Source organism: Mycobacterium liflandii (assembly GCF_022354805.1).
GTDB lineage: Bacteria > Actinomycetota > Actinomycetes > Mycobacteriales > Mycobacteriaceae > Mycobacterium > Mycobacterium marinum.
Map to the genome: position 1 here is coordinate 5696949 of NZ_CP023138.1, position 17021 is coordinate 5713969.

Consider the following 17021-nt stretch of genomic DNA (forward strand, 5'->3'; position numbering starts at 1 on the left):
AACGCGCCAAGCCGCGGAATCGACTCCTGCCTGGACTACGATCACGGCCGTCGGCGACAACCGACGCCGGACTGCGACGACGACGATAGGCAGGTTGGCATGACGGCGACTTCCGAGGACAGTGCTGCGGTTCCACGATTCGACGGCCTGCGCGCCCTGTTCATCAACACAACCCTCAAGCGCTCCCCGGACCTCAGCCACACCGAGGGGCTGATCGCGCGTAGTTCGCAGATCATGCGCGAGCACGGTGTCGAGGTGGACAGCTTCCGTGCCATCGACCACAACATCGCGACCGGCGTGTGGCCGGACATGACCGAACACGGCTGGGAGGCCGACGAGTGGCCCGACCTGTATCAGCGGGTCCTGCGGGCGAACATCCTGGTGCTGTGCGGACCGATCTGGCTGGGCGACAACAGTTCCGGTGATGAAGCTGGTGATCGAGCGTCTCTACTCGTGCTCAGGCCTGCTCAACGAGAACGGACAGTACGCGTACTACGGCCGGGTGGGCGGTTGTCTCTTCACGGGCAACGAGGACGGGGTCAAGCACTGCACGATGAACGTACTTTACAGCCTGCAGCATCTGGGTTACACCATCCCCCCGCAGGCCGATGCGGGCTGGATCGGCGAGGCCGGCCCCGGTCCGTCGTATCTCGACCCCGGTTCGGGCGGGCCGCAAAATGACTTCACCAACCGCAACACCACGTTTATGACCTTCAACTTGATGCACCTGGCGCAGATGTTGCAGCGCGCCGGTGGTGTCCCGGCATACGGGAACCAACGCACCGAGTGGGACGCCGGGTGCCGCCCGGACTTCGCCAATCCCGATTACCGCTAAGCGGCCTGCCGGCGGCGCGCCGAGTTGTTTCGGCTAGCCTCACTTTGTTGTTCGGTGGTGCTGATCGAAGGCCGGTGAATTGGCGCAAGACACGCAGACCTCGTTCAAGACGAGTTGGTATCTGCTCGGACCGGCTTTCGTAGCGGCGATCGCCTACGTCGATCCCGGCAATGTCGCGGCCAATGTCAGCTCCGGCGCCCAGTTCGGCTACCTGCTGTTGTGGGTCATCGTGGTGGCCAATGTCATGGCCGGCCTGGTGCAGTACCTTTCGGCAAAACTGGGGCTGGTCACCGGACATTCGCTGCCGGAACAAATCGGCAAGCGAATGGGGCGCCCGGCCCGGCTGACCTATTGGGTGCAGGCCGAGATCGTCGCAATCGCTACAGACGTGGCCGAAGTCGTGGGCGGCGCCATCGCCCTGCGCATCCTGTTCGGCCTGCCACTACCGATCGGCGGGATCATCACCGGGGTGATTTCGCTGCTGCTGCTGCTCATCCAGGACCGCCGCGGCCAACTCCTGTTCGAGCGAGTCATCACCGGACTGCTGCTGATCATTGCCGTCGGCTTCACGGCCAGCTTCTTCGTCGCAACACCTCCCCCCGATGCGATGTTCACCGGACTGGTGCCGCACTTTCAGGGCACCGAAAGCGTGCTGCTGGCCGCCGCGATCCTGGGGGCCACGGTGATGCCGCACGCGGTGTATCTGCACTCGGGCCTGGCCCGTGACCGCCACGGCCATCCCGAGCCCGGGCCATACCGGCGCCGGCTGTTGCGCGTCACCCGCTGGGACGTGGGTCTGGCAATGATCGTCGCGGGCGGGGTCAACGCCGCGATGTTGCTGGTTGCCGCCCTCAACTTGCAGGGCCGAGAGGACACCGCCTCGATCGAAGGCGCCTACGCTGCCGTGCACGACACGCTGGGCGCGACCATCGCGGTCCTGTTCGCGATCGGATTGCTGGCCTCCGGTTTGGCGTCGACGTCGGTGGGCGCCTACGCCGGCGCCATGATCATGCAGGGATTGCTGCATTGGTCGGTCCCCATGGCGGTGCGGCGTTTGGTCACGTTGTGCCCCGCCGTGGCGATCTTGGCGCTGGGCCTGGACCCGACCCGCACCCTGGTGCTCTCACAGGTCGTGCTGTCCTTCGGCATACCGTTCGCGGTACTTCCGCTGGTCAGGCTCACCAGCAATCCCGAGGTGATGGGTAGCGACACCAACCATCGCTTGACCACCTGGATCGGCTGGGGGGTGGCGGTGCTGATCAGCGTGCTCAACGTGGCGCTGATCTACCTGACGCTGACCGGCTGACGGCTTCCCGACACCCGCCAAACCGCGAACAATGGGTGCTTGACGGGCCAGGACTCGCAAACCGCCGGTGCCCGGCCTCCCGGTTGGGATCGGTAGCGAATCCGAGCTTGTGTACTTGCCGCGACTACGCCTGGCCAGGCGGGGCATGACCAGAGGAAGCTCACCATGAACACCACCGCAAACCTGAAGCGGATGATCAGCGCCGCGCTGGTGTCCGGGGGTGTCGCGGTAGCCGGGTTCGGGTTGACCGCGGGCACCGCACACGCCGGGCCCGGAGCCCATGGACCCGTGCCGCAAGCGCCGCGAGGCCCCTACCAATGGTGCCCCGGGGAACCGGTGCCGGCGGGCGGTGTCAACTGGGACATGAACGTCTGCCACACCTGGTATTGGGTGGACTACGGATTCCAGGCCAATCGCGGCGGATTTGTCTATGAAGGCGACACGCCCCCGTCGGATCTGGGCTGTATTCCGCTGCTGTGCCTGCCCGGGCTGTGAGCGCGGCGACGATACGGCAGGATGGATTGCGTCGTCGTCCGTGCTGGCCCGCGGGGAGTTGGTTTGCGTCAAAAAACACCGCGTCGAAATCTGCCGAGCCGATGGTGACCCGCTAAATGCTCACCGGCCGGCATCTGTACTTCGCATACGGTTCCAACCTGTGCGTACGGCAGATGTCGGTGCGATGCCCCGACGCGAGCGACCCGCGTCCGGCGGTCCTGTCCGATCACGACTGGTTGATCAACGAACGTGGGGTGGCCACCGTTGAGCCGCTCACCGGCGGCCAGGTGCACGGTGTGCTCTGGCAGATCTCCGATCGGGACCTGGCCACGCTGGACAGCGCCGAGGGGGTTCCGGTCCGCTATCGGCGTGACCTGCTGTGCGTGCGCACCCACGACGGACCGACGACGGCCTGGGTGTACATCGACCACCGGATCACCCCGGGTCCGCCCCGGCCGGAATACCTCAATCGCGTCATCGACGGCGCGCTGCATCACGGGCTACCGCAACGCTGGATCGACTTTCTGCACCGCTGGGATCCGGTGCATTGGCTCCAGCCTGTATCCGCGGCGGCTTCCGGCGCTGGGCCACAATCGCTTTCGGCATTGTTGAGCGAGCCCGGCCTGAGCGAGATCAGCCAGCTACGGTCGCGCTTCGGCTTCCTCGCCATCCACGGCGGCGGCCTGGAGAAGATGACCGACGTCATCGCCGAGCGAGCCGCCGATGCCGCTGGCGCATCGGTGTACGTGCTGCGACATCCCGACCGCTACCCCCACCACCTGCCATCGTCGCGGTTCGACCCCGGCGAGTCGCGGCGGCTCGCGGAGTTCCTCGACCAAGTCGACGTCGCGGTCTCACTGCACGGCTACGGCCGCATCGGCCGTGGCACCCAGCTGCTGGCCGGCGGCCGCAACCGCGAGCTGGCCGACCACCTGGCGCGCCACCTTGAACTGCCTGGTTACCAGGTGGTCACCGATCTGGACGCCATCCCGGCGGAGCCACGCGGGCTGCATCCGGACAACCCGGTCAACCGGGTCCGCGGCGGTGGGGCGCAATTGGAACTGTCCATCCGGGTGCGAGGGCTCAGCCCCCGCAGCCCCCTGCCCGGCGACGACGGTTTGTCGCCGGTCACCGCCTCCCTGGTACAAGGCCTGGTGGCTGCCGCGCGTGCTTGGTAAGTGTCGATGGTGGAACGGAGATTGTTGGTGGCCAAAGATTTTCGCTTCGGGTTGAGCGTCCGCTTCATCAAATCGCGCGCAGCGCTGCAAGAGCTGGCCAAACGGGCCGAAGATCTCGGGTTCGACATTCTCTGCGTGCCCGATCATCTCGGTGCCGCGGCGCCGTTTCCCACCCTGACCGCCGCCGCGATGGTCACCACGAAGATGCGGTTGAGCATGTATGTGCTCAACGCCGCCTTCTACAAGCCGGCCCTGCTGAGCCGCGACGCCGAGGCCCTGGATCTGCTCAGCGAAGGTCGTCTCGAGCTCGGCCTGGGCACCGGCTACGTCCGGGAAGAGTTCGATGCCGCCGAGCTGCCCTACCCCAGCGCCGGAGCCCGCGTCGACTATCTCGAACACATGACGGCCTACCTGAAGCAGCATCACCCGACGGTGCCGATCCTGATCGCCGGCAACGGCAACCGGGTGATGACGTTGGCGGCCCAGCAGGCCAACATCGTCGGGCTGACCGGGTCCAACGTCCACGGGGCAGACGATCCGCTGGCCGAACGTGTGGACTTTGTCCGCCGGGCCGCCGGAGACCGGTTTGACGCGCTCGAGCTCAACCTGGCGATCACCGCCCTGCCCAACGAAGGCGAAACCGCGCCCGACCTGGCGATGACCCGCCGGTACGCGCCAGAGCTGTCCGACGAACAGATACTGGCGCTGCACTCGGTGCTCGGCGGGTCACCGCGCGAGATTGCCGACACCTTGGCCGGCTACCGCGATATATATGGGGTGACGTCGTTCACCGTGCAGGACAATCACCTGGATAACTTCGCAAAGGTGATCGCCGAGCTGCGCTGAGTTGCCCCCGGTAAGCTCAGCGAAGCCGCCCCCGTAGCTCAGGGGATAGAGCACGGCTCTCCTAAAGCCGGTGTCGCAGGTTCGAATCCTGCCGGGGGCACCATGTGGTTTGTATTGCGTCGGGTGATTGCTGACGTTTCTGTTCCGGTTGATGCCTGACGGTGTTTCGGTTGATCTTTGGCACTCCCTAGACGAGGGAGTTGAGCATGGCTGAGCTAGCCGTCGGGTGGCGACCACCGATGTGGTCTGTGTGGGCTGGCAGCAGGTCTGCGTAGGCGCCCATCATGCCGGTGCGCGCTGCGATGTCCACCTCGATGGCGAGCTGCTGCGCTCGCTTCATCGGCGGGCGGCTTGCCGCCGCAGCAACTTGCTCGCGGAATCAGCAAGGCGCCGACGCAGCGGAATCGCTGGCACCCAGCATCCGGTTGACGTCAAACGGCCACGCGCACGGTGGCATGGCAACTGCTGATTTGAATCAGGCGCACGTGTCGGGGAGGCCCGCGCCTCTCGGGCGTGATCAGCCGTCAACGGCGGTTCGTCGCGAGGCCCCGGCGGCCTCCGGAAGCATGGCTAGTTGGCGGCTTTGGACCACGACCTGACCGGTGGCGTCGAGGATGACGTGGTCCTGCTCGAACCAGCTATCACCGATGACGGTCGAGCTGGCCATGACGCGCATCCAGCCGGGGGCGGGGCGGCGCCGCAGGTAGGTGGTGAGTTGGACGGTGGGGGTCCAGCCGAAGATGCCGCAGTTCACGGTGACGCGCGGGGCGATGTCGCCGGCCATGATCGCAAACAGCGTTGCGGCGGCGGGGTCGGCTTCGTCAGAGGCGAACGGGCGGACCCACATCCGGCTGATCGGTGCTCCGCGTTGCCCGACGAGGAAGCCGGTGGTGGCGGAATCCATCGCGAGCTCGCATCCTTGGCTCACATGGAGGATCTGGGCCAGGGGATGTTCGGCTGAGACGGGTATGGCATCAGCAGGGGGCTGGACCGGCATCTGCGGCACGGGCAGTGGTGCGCTGTGTCGTGGCGGCTTTGTGTCAACGGACCCCAGGGTGACCGAGCAGGTTACCGCGGTGCGGCTGTCCTGCGACAGTTCCACATCGACGAGACATACCTGCCGTCCGCGCCGGCGGACCTTCGTGGTGAGCTGCACCTCGCCCGGGTTTGGAGCGCTGATGTAGTTGGCGCTCAGGGCAACTGGCGCCAGGTCGACCGCATCGCCGATCGTCCGATGCGCGGCCGCTGCGCAGACCGCCATCATGCAGCCACCGTGCACCTTGGGGCCGATGGTCCAGATGGGATCGATGGTGGCGCTATACGCTCCGTCACCGAGGTCATGGGCGGTGGTGAGGTCGGTGAAGGGTCGGCTACTGCTCATGGTTTCGGCTGCATTCCGATTCTGGGTGAGTGGGTCTGTGCTGGCGGGCATGATCGGTCATCTGTTTTCCTGCGCGGTATCGAATCCTACGAAGGCCATCCACCGGTGGCCGGCTGGCGACGGGACAGCTTCTGGTGCAGGCGATTTGGGCCGCCAGGACCACCGGCCACGCGGTAGGGGTGTTCAGCAGATCGATCCGATCGTGACTCCAATTTCACCGTGTTACCTCCGCGCCGTCCAGACTAAGCCGCCCGATCCCTCAGCACCTACGCAGCGTGTCGCCTTCGCTTCCGCCCAGCCGGCGTCACAACTACGTCGCGGATGGCCAGCGCGTCCCGGACGCTTCCCCGCCGGCATCGCGGTATCACCGATACCGCCGTGATCACGACACCCGGTTGCCGTTGTGGGCGCCACCATTCCGTGGATATCGCCCCCCACAGCCGCAGCCGCGGAGTGGCTCGGCGCTAACCGGACTGGCCCTGGCCGCCTTGTGCGGTGGCGCTGAATTCGTAGGCAGTGGCGCCATGCCCACCCACGCCGGCAGCATCGCCGCCTGGGCCGCCGTTCGCCCCTAATCCGAAGTCGCCGCCGAGTCCGCCGTGGCCGCCTTTGAAGCCATCTTCACCGGGAGTTCCATCGTTCGAGAGATTTGGTTGTGCAAATCCGCCGCCACCACCACCGACGCCCCCGGGCGCCCCGGCCCCGACACCGGCGGCACCGCCGGTCCCGCTGAAGCCCGCGGCGAAGGCGTTACCGCCAACCCCGCCGTTTCCGGCCGTACCGCCTGGGCCGCCGGCGGCACCACCGCCACCACCACCACCGCCTACTGCGAAACTAGCGGCGGCGCCGCCGGCACCACCACCACCGCCACCGCCGCCCGTGCCGCCATTACCTCCCATGCCACCCGTGGTGCTGCCGGCACCGGGTGTCCCACCGTCGCCGCCAGCTCCGCCGGTACCGCCGAGGCCACCGGCCGCGCTGCTCCCGGGTCCGGTACCGGTGTAGGCGCCGCCTATGCCTCCGTTGCCGCCAGCACCACCCTGGCCGCCCTGGCCGCCGGCACCACCACCGACCCCACCAATGCCGGCACCACCGTCGCCACCAGTGCCGCCCGCACCACCCTGGCCGCCTGGTCCACCAACGGCAGGCGTTATCCCGGATGCGCCGGCAACGCCGGTGCCGCCGGACCCACCCTCGCCTCCGGTGCCGCCAACCCCGCCGGTGCCGATACTGCCCGCCGCGCCACCATCGACCCCCACACCGGCCGCACCCGCGGTGCCACCCGTGCCACCCTTACCTCCGTCAGCACCGACCCCGCCGGTGCTGGCGGTATTGCTACCACCGGTGCCACCGGTGCCACCGGATCCGCCGACGCCGCCGTGGCCTCCAGCACCACCGCCGACCCCGCCGATGCCGGACCCGCCGTCACCGCCCTGACCGCCCTGGTCGCCCTGGCCACCCGCGGTGGGCGCAATACCCGAGGTGCCATTGACGTCATTGTCGGCGCCGGCGCCGCCATTGCCGCCCGTGCCGCCAACTCCGCCGGTGCCGATGCTGCCCGCCGCGCCGCCGTCGACCCCCACACCGGCCGCACCCGCGGTGCCACCCGTGCCGCCCTTACCGCCGTCGGCACCGGGCACCCCGGTGGTGCTGGGGACCCCGCCGCCCTGAGCGCCGGCGCCGCTGTCTAGCGCACTGGCGATACCGCCCGTGCCGCCCGGACCACCGCCCTGGCCGCCGGTGCCGCCGGCACCGCCCTTGCCGCCGGCACCACCACCGACCCCGCCGATGCCATTGGCCCCGTGCGCGCCGGCATTCCCCAAATGATTGATTGAGCCAGTCACCGCCCCGCCCGCGCCGCCGGCTCCCGCCTGACCGCCGACCCCGCCGGCACCGCCGTCACCGCCGGTCGCGCCCAAGCCTGCACCAGCGCTGCCGGTGCCGCCCAGACCGCCAGCACCGCCGGATCCACCGACCCCGCCTGCCCCACCGGACCACCCGATCAGCGCCCGGTCGACCCCGCCGACCCCGCCGGCACCACCGGCCCCGCCGTCACCGCCGACCCCGCCGGTGGTGCCGGTCGCACCGGTGCCGCCGACCCCGCCGGCACCACCGGCGCCGCCGTTACCGCCGCCGAGAAGCCCATTGGCGCCGCCGGTTCCACCGGCACCGCCTGCCCCACCCGGGGTAGCGCCGGCCCCACCGGCGCCCCCTGCCCCACCGGCACCCCCGAGGCCCGCCGAGCCGCCAGCCCCACCGTTCGCCCCGGCGCCTCCGGCCCCGCCCGCTTGGCCGACGGCACTTGGCGCCCCGTTACCGCCGTTGCCGATTAGCAGCCCGCCCGCCCCGCCAGCCTGCCCGGGCGCAGTGCCGTTGGCACCATCGCCGATCAACCCGCGTCCGAACAACACCTGTGTCGGTGCATTCACCGCGCCGAGCAGGTCTTGCTCGATGGTCTGCAATGGCGTGACGTTGGCGGCCTCGGCACTCGCATACGACCCGCTGGCACCCGCCAGGGCGTTCATGAACCGATCGTGAAATGCCGCCATCTGTGCGCTGAGTGCCTGATAGCTCTGCGCGTGTTCCGAGAACAATGTCGCGATCGCGGTGGACACCTCGTCACCGGCCGCCGCAACAAGGCTCGTCGTCGAGGGCGCCGCCGCCGCGGTGGCCGCCCGCAGCGCTTCCCCGATCCCCGTCAAATCTCCCGCCGCGGCGGCCAACGCCTCAGGCGCTGCGGTCACGTAAGACAACATCTGGGACCCCTTAACTCGTAAACGATTTCTTCTCGGAGACCAAGCGGGTGCCCGCAGACGCGCCGCGCGGCCGAGCAAGACGCCCGCACAAACTCTTCGTGGAACACCGGCACCCGCGCACTGAGCGCCGGATATTCAGCCCGTAGCTCCCGAAGGTCCCGGTGATCGCCACGTTGCAGCACAACGACTTTCGCGGCTATTGCGGCCTTCGCGTCATGAACGACGCCCCTTGCCCTCGGCGCCTCAGGTCGCCAGTGGCCATAGCGGTGTTGGTCGCCCATCAGCGCACCAAAGCCCGGCGTTGCGATGAGAAACGACATGCGCTGTCCCCAATTGGCCATCGAATAGCAGACAGCCCGAGCAGCTTGAAGCAGCTCGCGCCGACGGTAGGTAAAGTCTCGTCGCCGAAACTCCTGCTGGGATGAGTCATATGACCTAACCGGTCCGGCGAGCTCGCGCCAGCTCCCCATCTGCACCAACTGGCCGCCGATAGCCACCCACGGCCACGGCGATCATTGCGTTGCTGGCAAATCTGAACGCGATCCAGGAAGCGGCCGCAGCGCGCGGCGCGTGAATCCGATTAGCGCACTGGATGCGGTACTAATCGAAAACATGGCGGTTGGGCAATTGATTGCATCCGTTGAGCTGCGCGAAGTGGTGTCATTTTCTATTCCACTGCGGTGGATCGGGTCACTCGCAGGTGGCGAGAACACCATGGGGCAGGTCTGCGCCGAGCTCGGTACCGAGTTGATCGAGTTCAACGGCGAAGCCGACCACATGCACCCACTCGTCGGCTACCCACCCAACTTGGCGATCTCCACACCGGTCCAGCGAGTCGAGGGCCGCACCGCCGACGCCGTGCGCCGCGAATACACCGAAGCCGGTGTGCCCGCCGCTCGGACGCCTCTGGTCGCCGTCCTACTTCGCCGGCTGCTGCGGAGGCGTACCACTGCACACAGCCCAGCCGAACGACGTGTCGCGTTTGCTCCGCTCGTTATCGTGTATCGAATATCTCTGCCGGTGCCGCGTACCGCACGGCCCAATCGCTCCAGGCCAAATCAGTCGGCCCAATGGCGCTATCGACACGAGTCCAGCGTTGATTGGCATCGCCGCCGCTGGCCTGGAATAGGCCCGCATAGGTATCGGTCTTGAGCCCGTTGGCGGCCGCATCCGCGAATGGGGTAGCGCTGTAGTCCAGTTTGCCCGCATCGCCAGCGACGATCTGGCCATACAGGAACGCCCACGTTCCGGAAGCGTTCAGGCGCCTGACGTTGAGACCGACTGGAATGCCAAGCTGCGTTGAGATGTCCGAAATTGCAAGCTCAACGATTCGGTGCTCTACGGGAGAGGAAATATCCTGCGCTGGAGAGGTGCTGATTGGCTTGGTGGCGTGTTCATGTCGATCGCACGCTGCTGTGCCGATAGCCAGCGACAATGAGACTGCGACGATGAAGCGAGGTATCCACACATTTGCGTCACGCACCTCCTCACCGTACACGCAACTATGGTCGCGGCGGACAAGGGGATCTGGACGAAAGACGCTATAAGGCAACGGGTTCCAGTAGGAACCCTGGCAGGACGGCCGAGCGATGATGGCTACTGGTTGGACCGTGCCCGAGGTTGTGCCACTGGGGAGTCATTACTAGGTCCAGGACAAGTAGGCGGGTGGGTGCTGGATGGGTCGGCGTTGTGGCCGCGCCAGTCACACTGAGACGGTGACGAAGCAGTGGCCGTAGCACGGCCAACAAGCCGCCATCAAAGCCGATCACTTCGACCAACTCAGATCCCACGACGACGGCAACACCGGCACCCGCAGGCCCCCGGACTCAGCACCCAACATCGACAAGCCCGATGGCTCCCCTCTCACTGAACCCGACGTCCCGACAAACCCCCACGACTGCACATCCCCCACACCCACCGATCCTGCCAACCCATGCCTCACAGAATCTTGATCGATACCCGCCACGGCATCATTCGGCCCAGGCACCGACTGAACACCGGCAAGGCCTCCCAGTTGCGTTGGAGTGTCAATGTTTTGCGTTAGCGACGACACACTCACACTCCGCAAACCAGCGTCTGCCACGCCCACACCGAGGTCCGATGAACCCCGGACATACGCGTCAATGCCCAACGGCAATGCGATCGGCAATGCGATTGGCACAGCGATCGCGGCGGCAAGTGGCACGGCAACGGCGCTTAGCACCATCGCGGTCACTGCAAAATCCAGCGCGAGCACGCTGGCGAGAGCTAGCGAGATCGCCACGGCCTCGGACACGCTGTGCGCCACGAGAAGCCCAGCCACCGCGTCAGACACAGCTCCATACGCGAAGCCCCCAAAAAAGCCGATGACCCCCGCTATCAAGAAGCCGATGGGGTCACCCAGGTACTCGCCGATATCCATGCCGAGCAATGCTATGGAATCCCAGGCATAAGTGAAGATATCGAAGAAATTGAACACGAATTCTTCCCAAAAATCCGACCAGCTGCCCAGCACGTTTGCAGCCTGTGGCAACACATTCGGGGCGTCGTCGCCAAGGGAGCGGATCGGTCGTGGAGCAGGGGTCGTTTGTGGCGCTCGCGCCGCAAACACGGTTGAGGCCGCGTCATAAGCGGACATGGTAGTTGCGGCTTGGACCCACATGCGCGCGTAGTCGGCCTCGTTGACGGCGATCGGAACGGTATTGATGCCAAAGAAGTTAGTCCCGAGCAACACACCGTGAGTGAGGTGATTCTCGGCCAACTCGCCCATCGTGGGCATCGCCGCCAGCGCTGCACAGTACGCGGCGGCCATCGCCTCATGCTCGGCCGCCATCGCCTCGGCTTCGGCTCCGTTTCTCATCAACCATGCCACATACGGCTGGTGCGCAGCCGCATAATTCGCGGCACCCATCCCCTCCCACGTCTCGGTTTCACCAACGACCACCACGGCGGTGAGTTCGTCAGCCGCCGAGGAATACGCGGCGCCGAGCGACGTCCACGCCGACGCCGACACCTGCAACGACGCCGCACCCGGACCCGAACTCAGCAACGCCGAATGCACCTCTGGCGGTGAACCCATCCATACCGGCGATGTCATGATCGATCACCTGAGAGCTGGACGTCGCGGCCACCACGAGGGACGCCGACCGATCGCAGGCGACCACGTAGACCCACCAGCCGCTGACCAGCCACAACGTCGACCGTTACTCGGCTGGATGTGCGCGCGGGTGGCATGTGACGAAAACTGCTACACAACAGACGCTTACCTTTCTCTCAAGGAAGTCGCGGGCGGCCGAGGCGTCCCACTCGGGAGCTTCGGCGGTGCCGCGGGCGACCATGGTCATGGCGTTCGATTCATGGATGTCGACCGCCGACTGAAAAGCCCAGATGACACGGGCACGTCAACCCGGGGTCACCCTTGTCCAAGCCTTGGACAAGCACGGCCTATGCACTACAAGCTATCATCCACCAACACACTTAGGTGTTTCACCATGCCCGGGACTGGCTGTGCGGCAACCATTGTGGGGCGCCTCACAGCCCTCGATCGCAGCCGGGGCCACGCTCGTTGCGGATCCCGAAATCGAACGCCGATCTGCGCTCGGTGCTCGGCGGGTGAACCTGCAAACCGGCATGGTTTCCCGCGGTACCGATTGGCGCATATCTCCGGTTCAGGACCTCATTCGCGACCAATACCAGGTGAGCTTGCAGGCTCCCCCAAAGCCGGTGCCGCAGGGGTTATCTTTGACACTCCTTAGATGAGGGGGGTGGGCATGGCCGCGCGGCGGTATCAGTCCGTTATTGCCAGTGGTTTGTCGATTCGTTCGAGTCGACCTGAAAAGTTCGACCGTCCGATGCCGGGCACGGGCCCGGCCGGAGACGGACATGGCCCGCTTGTCCGCGGGCAGGCTGGCGTTCCGGTCTGCGATACTGTCGCCGATACGGGGCAGGCCACGACAGCAAACCGATCATCCACTGCATCCATGCCTGGCGAGAGGAACTTGCGGCTGGGTGCGAGTCGGGGAGCAGCTTCCGCGCATGCAATCCTGTCGGCATGGATGACGTGTCACAACGTCCGATGGCCGCCAGTTGGCGCAGCCTGAATCTGGCGAATTGGGAGTCGCGCGTGCCGCTGCACACCGGGCCCAATGGATACGACCTCGACAGCTTCGACGATCCCGATTTTCTGTCTGCAGAAGTTCGATATGACCTGCCGAGGCTCGGACGACTCGATGGCCTCGATATCGCCCATCTGCAGTGTCACATTGGCACCGATACGGTCTCGCTGTCTCGGCTGGGGCCACGATCAACGGTGGGCTTGGACTTCTCCCCTGCCGCGCTGCAAGCCGCCCGGGACCTGGCGATGCGCGCCCGGGCCGATGTCGGTTTCGTCGAGGCCGACGTCTATGACGCGGTCCAAGCACTCGGTGGTGAGCGTTTCGATCTCGTCTACACCGGCCTTGGGGCGTTGTGCTGGATTCCTAGCATCAGCCGCTGGGCCGATGTTGTCGCAAGCCTGCTCCGGCCCGGTGGAAGGCTGTTCATGCGCGAGGGCCATCCGTTCTTGTGGTCGCTCAGCGATCCGCGGCCCGACGGGCTTGTCGTCGTTGAATACCCATACTTTGAAACTAGTGGCATCCCGTTCGTCGAGCATGAAACCTATGCCGGTAACGGAACTGTCGCCTCACCCCAGATCATCCATTTCAATCATGGGCTCGGCGAGATCTTCACCGCGCTCACCGCCGCCGGGCTGATGGTTACCGGCCTCGAAGAGCATCGCGAAGTCCCATGGAATCCGTTGGGAGATGCGATGATCCCCAGCCCAGATTACGACGGCGAATTCATCCTCGCCGAAGATCGCGACCGGATTCCGATGACCTACACCGTTCAAGCAATCAAGCGTTAACCACTTCGACGCAAGACCCTCGGCTCCGCGACGACCTGTCTCAACACCTGCACAATGGGTCATGCACTGCTGCCAGCCGGTTCGCCTTGGCGCTATGTCGACGCCCACGACTGTACTCACGCTTCCAGCGTCGGGGTCGTGACCACAACCCGTACTGGTGGAACCCGCGCCGAAACCGCCGCGATCGGTCAAATCACCGCTGGCCCGACTGCGGCCGCTGCCGGGCTGGACGCAACCGACCACGCCGAGAGCACGCGGACTCGCATGCAACGATGACTGGCGTACCCAATCCCAGCCGCGCCAACGACGACCAGGATGCGCGCGGGACGAGGAAACCCCAGTACAGCGCGACGTTCTACGCAGCGATGTCCGGGCTAGCGCTGGTCCTGTTCGTGATCAATGTGTGCAGTCACGGCTCGGCCCTAGGTCTGATCAGTACCGGAGGACTCGCGGTCTTGATGGTCTGCCGAGCCTGGTCCGCCAAGCGCCACAGGAACCACCAATAGGGCCGGCATTGCAGTCTGGCGCCCGCCTTACCCGGCCCGCGCGACCAACGAACCGTCGACACCCACTCGAACAACCCGCTATAGCCCACCCCTTTAGCGCCGCCCCGGCGGACAGCCCAGCGATTCTCCCCCGCGCTCTCATAACGATTTCGACAATGTCTTGGCGCACTGCCTTTTCGGAGTCCGCGACCTCCAGCATGTGATCTAACGCACAGTTCGTGCCCGTTAGTGGCCAGATCAATGCGGCATACCTAACTTCGAAGGCATGAGGAGCCCACAAACCTTCGACATGATTGACGACCGCGACGAATCAACGGCGGTGCAGACACTGCCGGACTGGGCTCGAAGTCTGGACTTATCCCCCCCACCCCGAGGGCGGCTGGTTCCACGAAACTTGGCGTAGTGCACTGACACTCGGTCAGTCCTCGTTGCCAGCCGAATACGACGGCCCACGCAGCGCCGGCACCGCGATCCTGTTCCTGCTGATGCCAAACCAGCACTCCGCTTGGCACCGCGTGACCAGCGCCGAGCTGTGGTTCTTCCATCGCCGCAGCCCACTGGCGGTGGACATGGGAGACGAAAAATCAACTGCGACAAGACATGTAATTGGCCGAGACATCGGAGCCGGACAACGTCCGCAGCTTCTCATTCCACCCGGACATTGGCAACGCGCCTGGCCCCTCGGCGACGAACCTACCCTGGTCAGTTGTGTGGTGGTGCCGGGCTTTGACTTTGCCGACTTCACGCTAGACCCATCGTGATACGCATCAGCCAGTCCGATCACGACCACTAGAGGACGGAGCCACTGCGAGGTCCGGCTCGATGCCCCGCTCCGCCAGGGGCACCTCCAGTAGGTCGATGAGCTGGACCGACTGGCGGTGGAAAATCTTCGGATGCGGTCGGATACAGGCCACGGCGCCCGTCCACGGCGCGGTCCTGCAATGTTGCCGATAGCGAAAATGCCCACCGACAACTGTCATTCATCCCCATCGATGCCGGAGTCGTGCCAGCTGCCGCAAAAGAGCGCTGAGCAACATGATCCACATCGAGAAAGGCAGCCTTTCAACAGTACGCGACGCATGCCACGAATTAGGTTGCAAGCCAGTCAAGTTCAGCCATCACGCACTCCATGCGCGCGCAACCTACCCGGACCGTTCTCGCTTCGCGCCCACGGTACCCGGATTGGTTGCGCTTTGCGGATGCAAGATCCGCCACGTCGCGGCGCTGTTGCCGAAGGAGCATCAGAGCAGGAGCTAGCCATCGCGGCCGCGCGGCCCGGCTCGTCACCCGGAGATTTGCTTGGTCGACGGCGTTGTGTACGATCCAGATGTCGAACGCCCACACGCAAGCGATAACGAATCATTGAATCTTTTTGCAGCGCTTCCGATCCCAGCACGCCTTGCATCTCGGGCTGCCCGAATGTCGCAACTGTTGAGCGCCGCAATCACGATCGCGCTGCCCGCTGCGGGCCTGGTTGGGTGTGCCCCCAGACCGCCTCACCGCCGACGACAGCCGCCTCCTGCTCGACGAGCGAGACGGCGACGACGTCGCCAACCACCGCCGCGGCCGCCGGCGCGAAGTCCGGGGTGTCCAACGGCGAGACCTACGAGGTGACAATGGTCTCGGTTACCGGCGCCACCCCCGACAATCTGGGCCGATGGGATGTGAACATCGGTCAGCTCGCCGGCGGCGATGCCGGCGTCAGAGACGCCTTCAACCAGGCCAGCGACGCGTCGGGGCATCAGCAACTCGATCAGATGCGCGCCGAGACGGGCCCCGATACCCAGTGGGACTTCGAATCACATTCGGCGGTCACATTCCGCCCCGTCGCCATCGCAGAAGTCATCACCGGCGTTCACTCGGCCAAAGAGGCCGCGCACCCGAACAACTACGTCAACACCATCGTTATCGATAGCCGAAGCGCCAAGCCCATCACCCTTGCCGACCTGTTCGCAAACGAACAGGCGGGATTGGAGCGGCTTTCCGAGCAAACAAGGCTGATCTTTCCGAAGGTGTGGGGCGGCGGCCCGAGCCCAATGCTCGACGAGCCCGGCAACAGGCCCATCGCGGAGAACTTCGCCAACTGGATTCCGACATCGCAGGGCATCGAGCTGCATTTCTTCGACTACCAGTTTGGCCACGGGCTTCCGGTGATCACGGTGCCCTGGTCGGCGCTCACCGATGTGCTGGCGCCCGACATGGTGGCACTGGCGCACGACTAGGGGCCCAATCCACCGCCGCGGGGGCTTTGCTGTGGACGCACCTCGCGTGCCCAACCCAGCGTGCGACGACGCCACATCGACCTGTGCCGGACGCACCGAGAGCAGAATTCTTCGAATCCAATAACGATCGAGGCCAAACCCGGGCCCGTCGCGCACCAGAGCAAGTACCCTGCAGCCAGGGAGTTGCTTTGCTGTCCGGGTTCTCAACCATGGAAGATGGCGTGGCTTCAGACCAGCGGCTTTGGCGCTTCTGATGGGACCGGTGGGAACTGGCGGCTGGTCGGAGATGGGCGATGGGAGTTGGGAGGACCTGGTGAGCTTTGTCGTCACCCAACCGGAGCGGCTAGCGGCGGCGGCTGGGAGTTTGCAGGAGGTCGGTTCGGCGGTCAGCGCGCAGAGCGCGGCCGCCGTCGCTCCCACCACCAGCGTGGCGCCAGCGGCGGCCGACCAGGTGTCCGCGTTGACCGCCGCGCGGTTCAGCGCACATGCCCAGCTCTATCAAATGGTGAGCGCCCAGGCCGTGGCGATTCACGACAGGTTTGTCGCCGCGCTGGCCGCCGGCGCCCAGTCCTACGAGGCCGCCGAGGCCGCGAACGTGATTGCGGCTGGCTAAG

14 protein-coding genes, 1 tRNA gene and 3 pseudogenes are annotated in these 17021 nt (G+C 65.8%); 12 read left to right on the plus strand and 6 right to left on the minus strand.

Translation table 11 applies throughout. The annotated features are described in order from the left end of the window. Positions 1-99: 99 nt before the first annotated feature. From CKW46_RS25265 to CKW46_RS25290, 6 genes and pseudogenes are all read left to right on the plus strand, one after another. Positions 100-835, plus strand: a pseudogene (locus tag CKW46_RS25265) (flavodoxin family protein). A 79-nt stretch (positions 836-914) separates the two neighbouring features. Next, the gene (locus CKW46_RS25270) at positions 915-2141 is read left to right on the plus strand and encodes an Nramp family divalent metal transporter (protein WP_012396132.1); all 1227 of its coding nucleotides are present in this window, start codon (positions 915-917) and stop codon (positions 2139-2141) included. 165 nt (positions 2142-2306) lie between these two features. Beyond that, complete coding sequence (locus CKW46_RS25275; protein ID WP_015357061.1) at positions 2307-2636, plus strand: hypothetical protein; 330 nt, start codon at positions 2307-2309, stop codon at positions 2634-2636. Positions 2637-2752: 116 nt separating this feature from the next. Then, complete coding sequence (locus tag CKW46_RS25280) at positions 2753-3814, plus strand: poly-gamma-glutamate hydrolase family protein (protein WP_482052538.1); 1062 nt, start codon at positions 2753-2755, stop codon at positions 3812-3814. Between the two features lie 21 nt (positions 3815-3835). After that, complete coding sequence (locus tag CKW46_RS25285) at positions 3836-4660, plus strand: LLM class F420-dependent oxidoreductase (RefSeq protein WP_172607307.1); 825 nt, start codon at positions 3836-3838, stop codon at positions 4658-4660. Between the two features lie 27 nt (positions 4661-4687). Next, positions 4688-4763, plus strand: a tRNA-Arg gene (locus tag CKW46_RS25290). A gap of 84 nt (positions 4764-4847) precedes the next feature. Here the strand turns inward: CKW46_RS25290 and CKW46_RS25295 are convergent. From CKW46_RS25295 to CKW46_RS25305, 3 genes are all read right to left on the minus strand, one after another. Further along, positions 4848-5000 (minus strand): hypothetical protein, encoded by a 153-nt coding sequence (locus CKW46_RS25295; protein WP_011742030.1) that lies wholly within the window; start codon positions 4998-5000, stop codon positions 4848-4850. Positions 5001-5177: 177 nt separating this feature from the next. Then, positions 5178-6041 (minus strand): thioesterase family protein, encoded by an 864-nt coding sequence (locus tag CKW46_RS25300; protein ID WP_482052539.1) that lies wholly within the window; start codon positions 6039-6041, stop codon positions 5178-5180. A 464-nt stretch (positions 6042-6505) separates the two neighbouring features. Continuing rightward, positions 6506-8794 carry a PE family protein gene (locus CKW46_RS25305; RefSeq protein ID WP_482053479.1) on the minus strand — a complete coding sequence of 763 codons (2289 nt, stop codon included), beginning with the start codon at positions 8792-8794 and terminating at the stop codon, positions 6506-6508. A gap of 717 nt (positions 8795-9511) precedes the next feature. Between CKW46_RS25305 and CKW46_RS25310 the strand changes: the two are divergent. Beyond that, positions 9512-9616 (plus strand): annotated as a pseudogene (locus CKW46_RS25310) (transposase); the annotation flags it as partial. Positions 9617-9791: 175 nt separating this feature from the next. Here CKW46_RS25310 and CKW46_RS25315 read toward each other — a convergent pair. From CKW46_RS25315 to CKW46_RS25325, 3 genes are all read right to left on the minus strand, one after another. After that, positions 9792-10280 (minus strand): hypothetical protein, encoded by a 489-nt coding sequence (locus tag CKW46_RS25315; protein WP_238559439.1) that lies wholly within the window; start codon positions 10278-10280, stop codon positions 9792-9794. A 282-nt stretch (positions 10281-10562) separates the two neighbouring features. After that, the gene (locus CKW46_RS25320) at positions 10563-11837 is read right to left on the minus strand and encodes a PPE family protein (protein ID WP_499018466.1); all 1275 of its coding nucleotides are present in this window, start codon (positions 11835-11837) and stop codon (positions 10563-10565) included. Further along, the gene (locus tag CKW46_RS25325; protein WP_240366643.1) at positions 11737-11970 is read right to left on the minus strand and encodes a hypothetical protein; all 234 of its coding nucleotides are present in this window, start codon (positions 11968-11970) and stop codon (positions 11737-11739) included. Before CKW46_RS25325 ends, CKW46_RS25320 begins: the two co-directional genes overlap by 101 nt. Before the next feature lie 881 nt (positions 11971-12851). Here CKW46_RS25325 and CKW46_RS25330 point away from each other — a divergent pair. The 5 genes and pseudogenes from CKW46_RS25330 (at position 12852) to CKW46_RS25350 (ending at position 17020) form a co-directional block, all read left to right on the plus strand. After that, positions 12852-13679 carry a class I SAM-dependent methyltransferase gene (locus tag CKW46_RS25330; protein WP_036451106.1) on the plus strand — a complete coding sequence of 276 codons (828 nt, stop codon included), beginning with the start codon at positions 12852-12854 and terminating at the stop codon, positions 13677-13679. A 365-nt stretch (positions 13680-14044) separates the two neighbouring features. Beyond that, the gene (locus CKW46_RS25335) at positions 14045-14185 is read left to right on the plus strand and encodes a hypothetical protein (protein WP_369797346.1); all 141 of its coding nucleotides are present in this window, start codon (positions 14045-14047) and stop codon (positions 14183-14185) included. A gap of 289 nt (positions 14186-14474) precedes the next feature. Beyond that, positions 14475-14946: pseudogene (locus tag CKW46_RS25340) on the plus strand (cupin domain-containing protein). A gap of 717 nt (positions 14947-15663) precedes the next feature. Further along, positions 15664-16407 (plus strand): DUF3298 domain-containing protein, encoded by a 744-nt coding sequence (locus tag CKW46_RS25345; protein WP_499018467.1) that lies wholly within the window; start codon positions 15664-15666, stop codon positions 16405-16407. Between the two features lie 313 nt (positions 16408-16720). Next, complete coding sequence (locus tag CKW46_RS25350) at positions 16721-17020, plus strand: PE family protein (protein ID WP_011742041.1); 300 nt, start codon at positions 16721-16723, stop codon at positions 17018-17020. Position 17021: the final 1 nt, after the last annotated feature.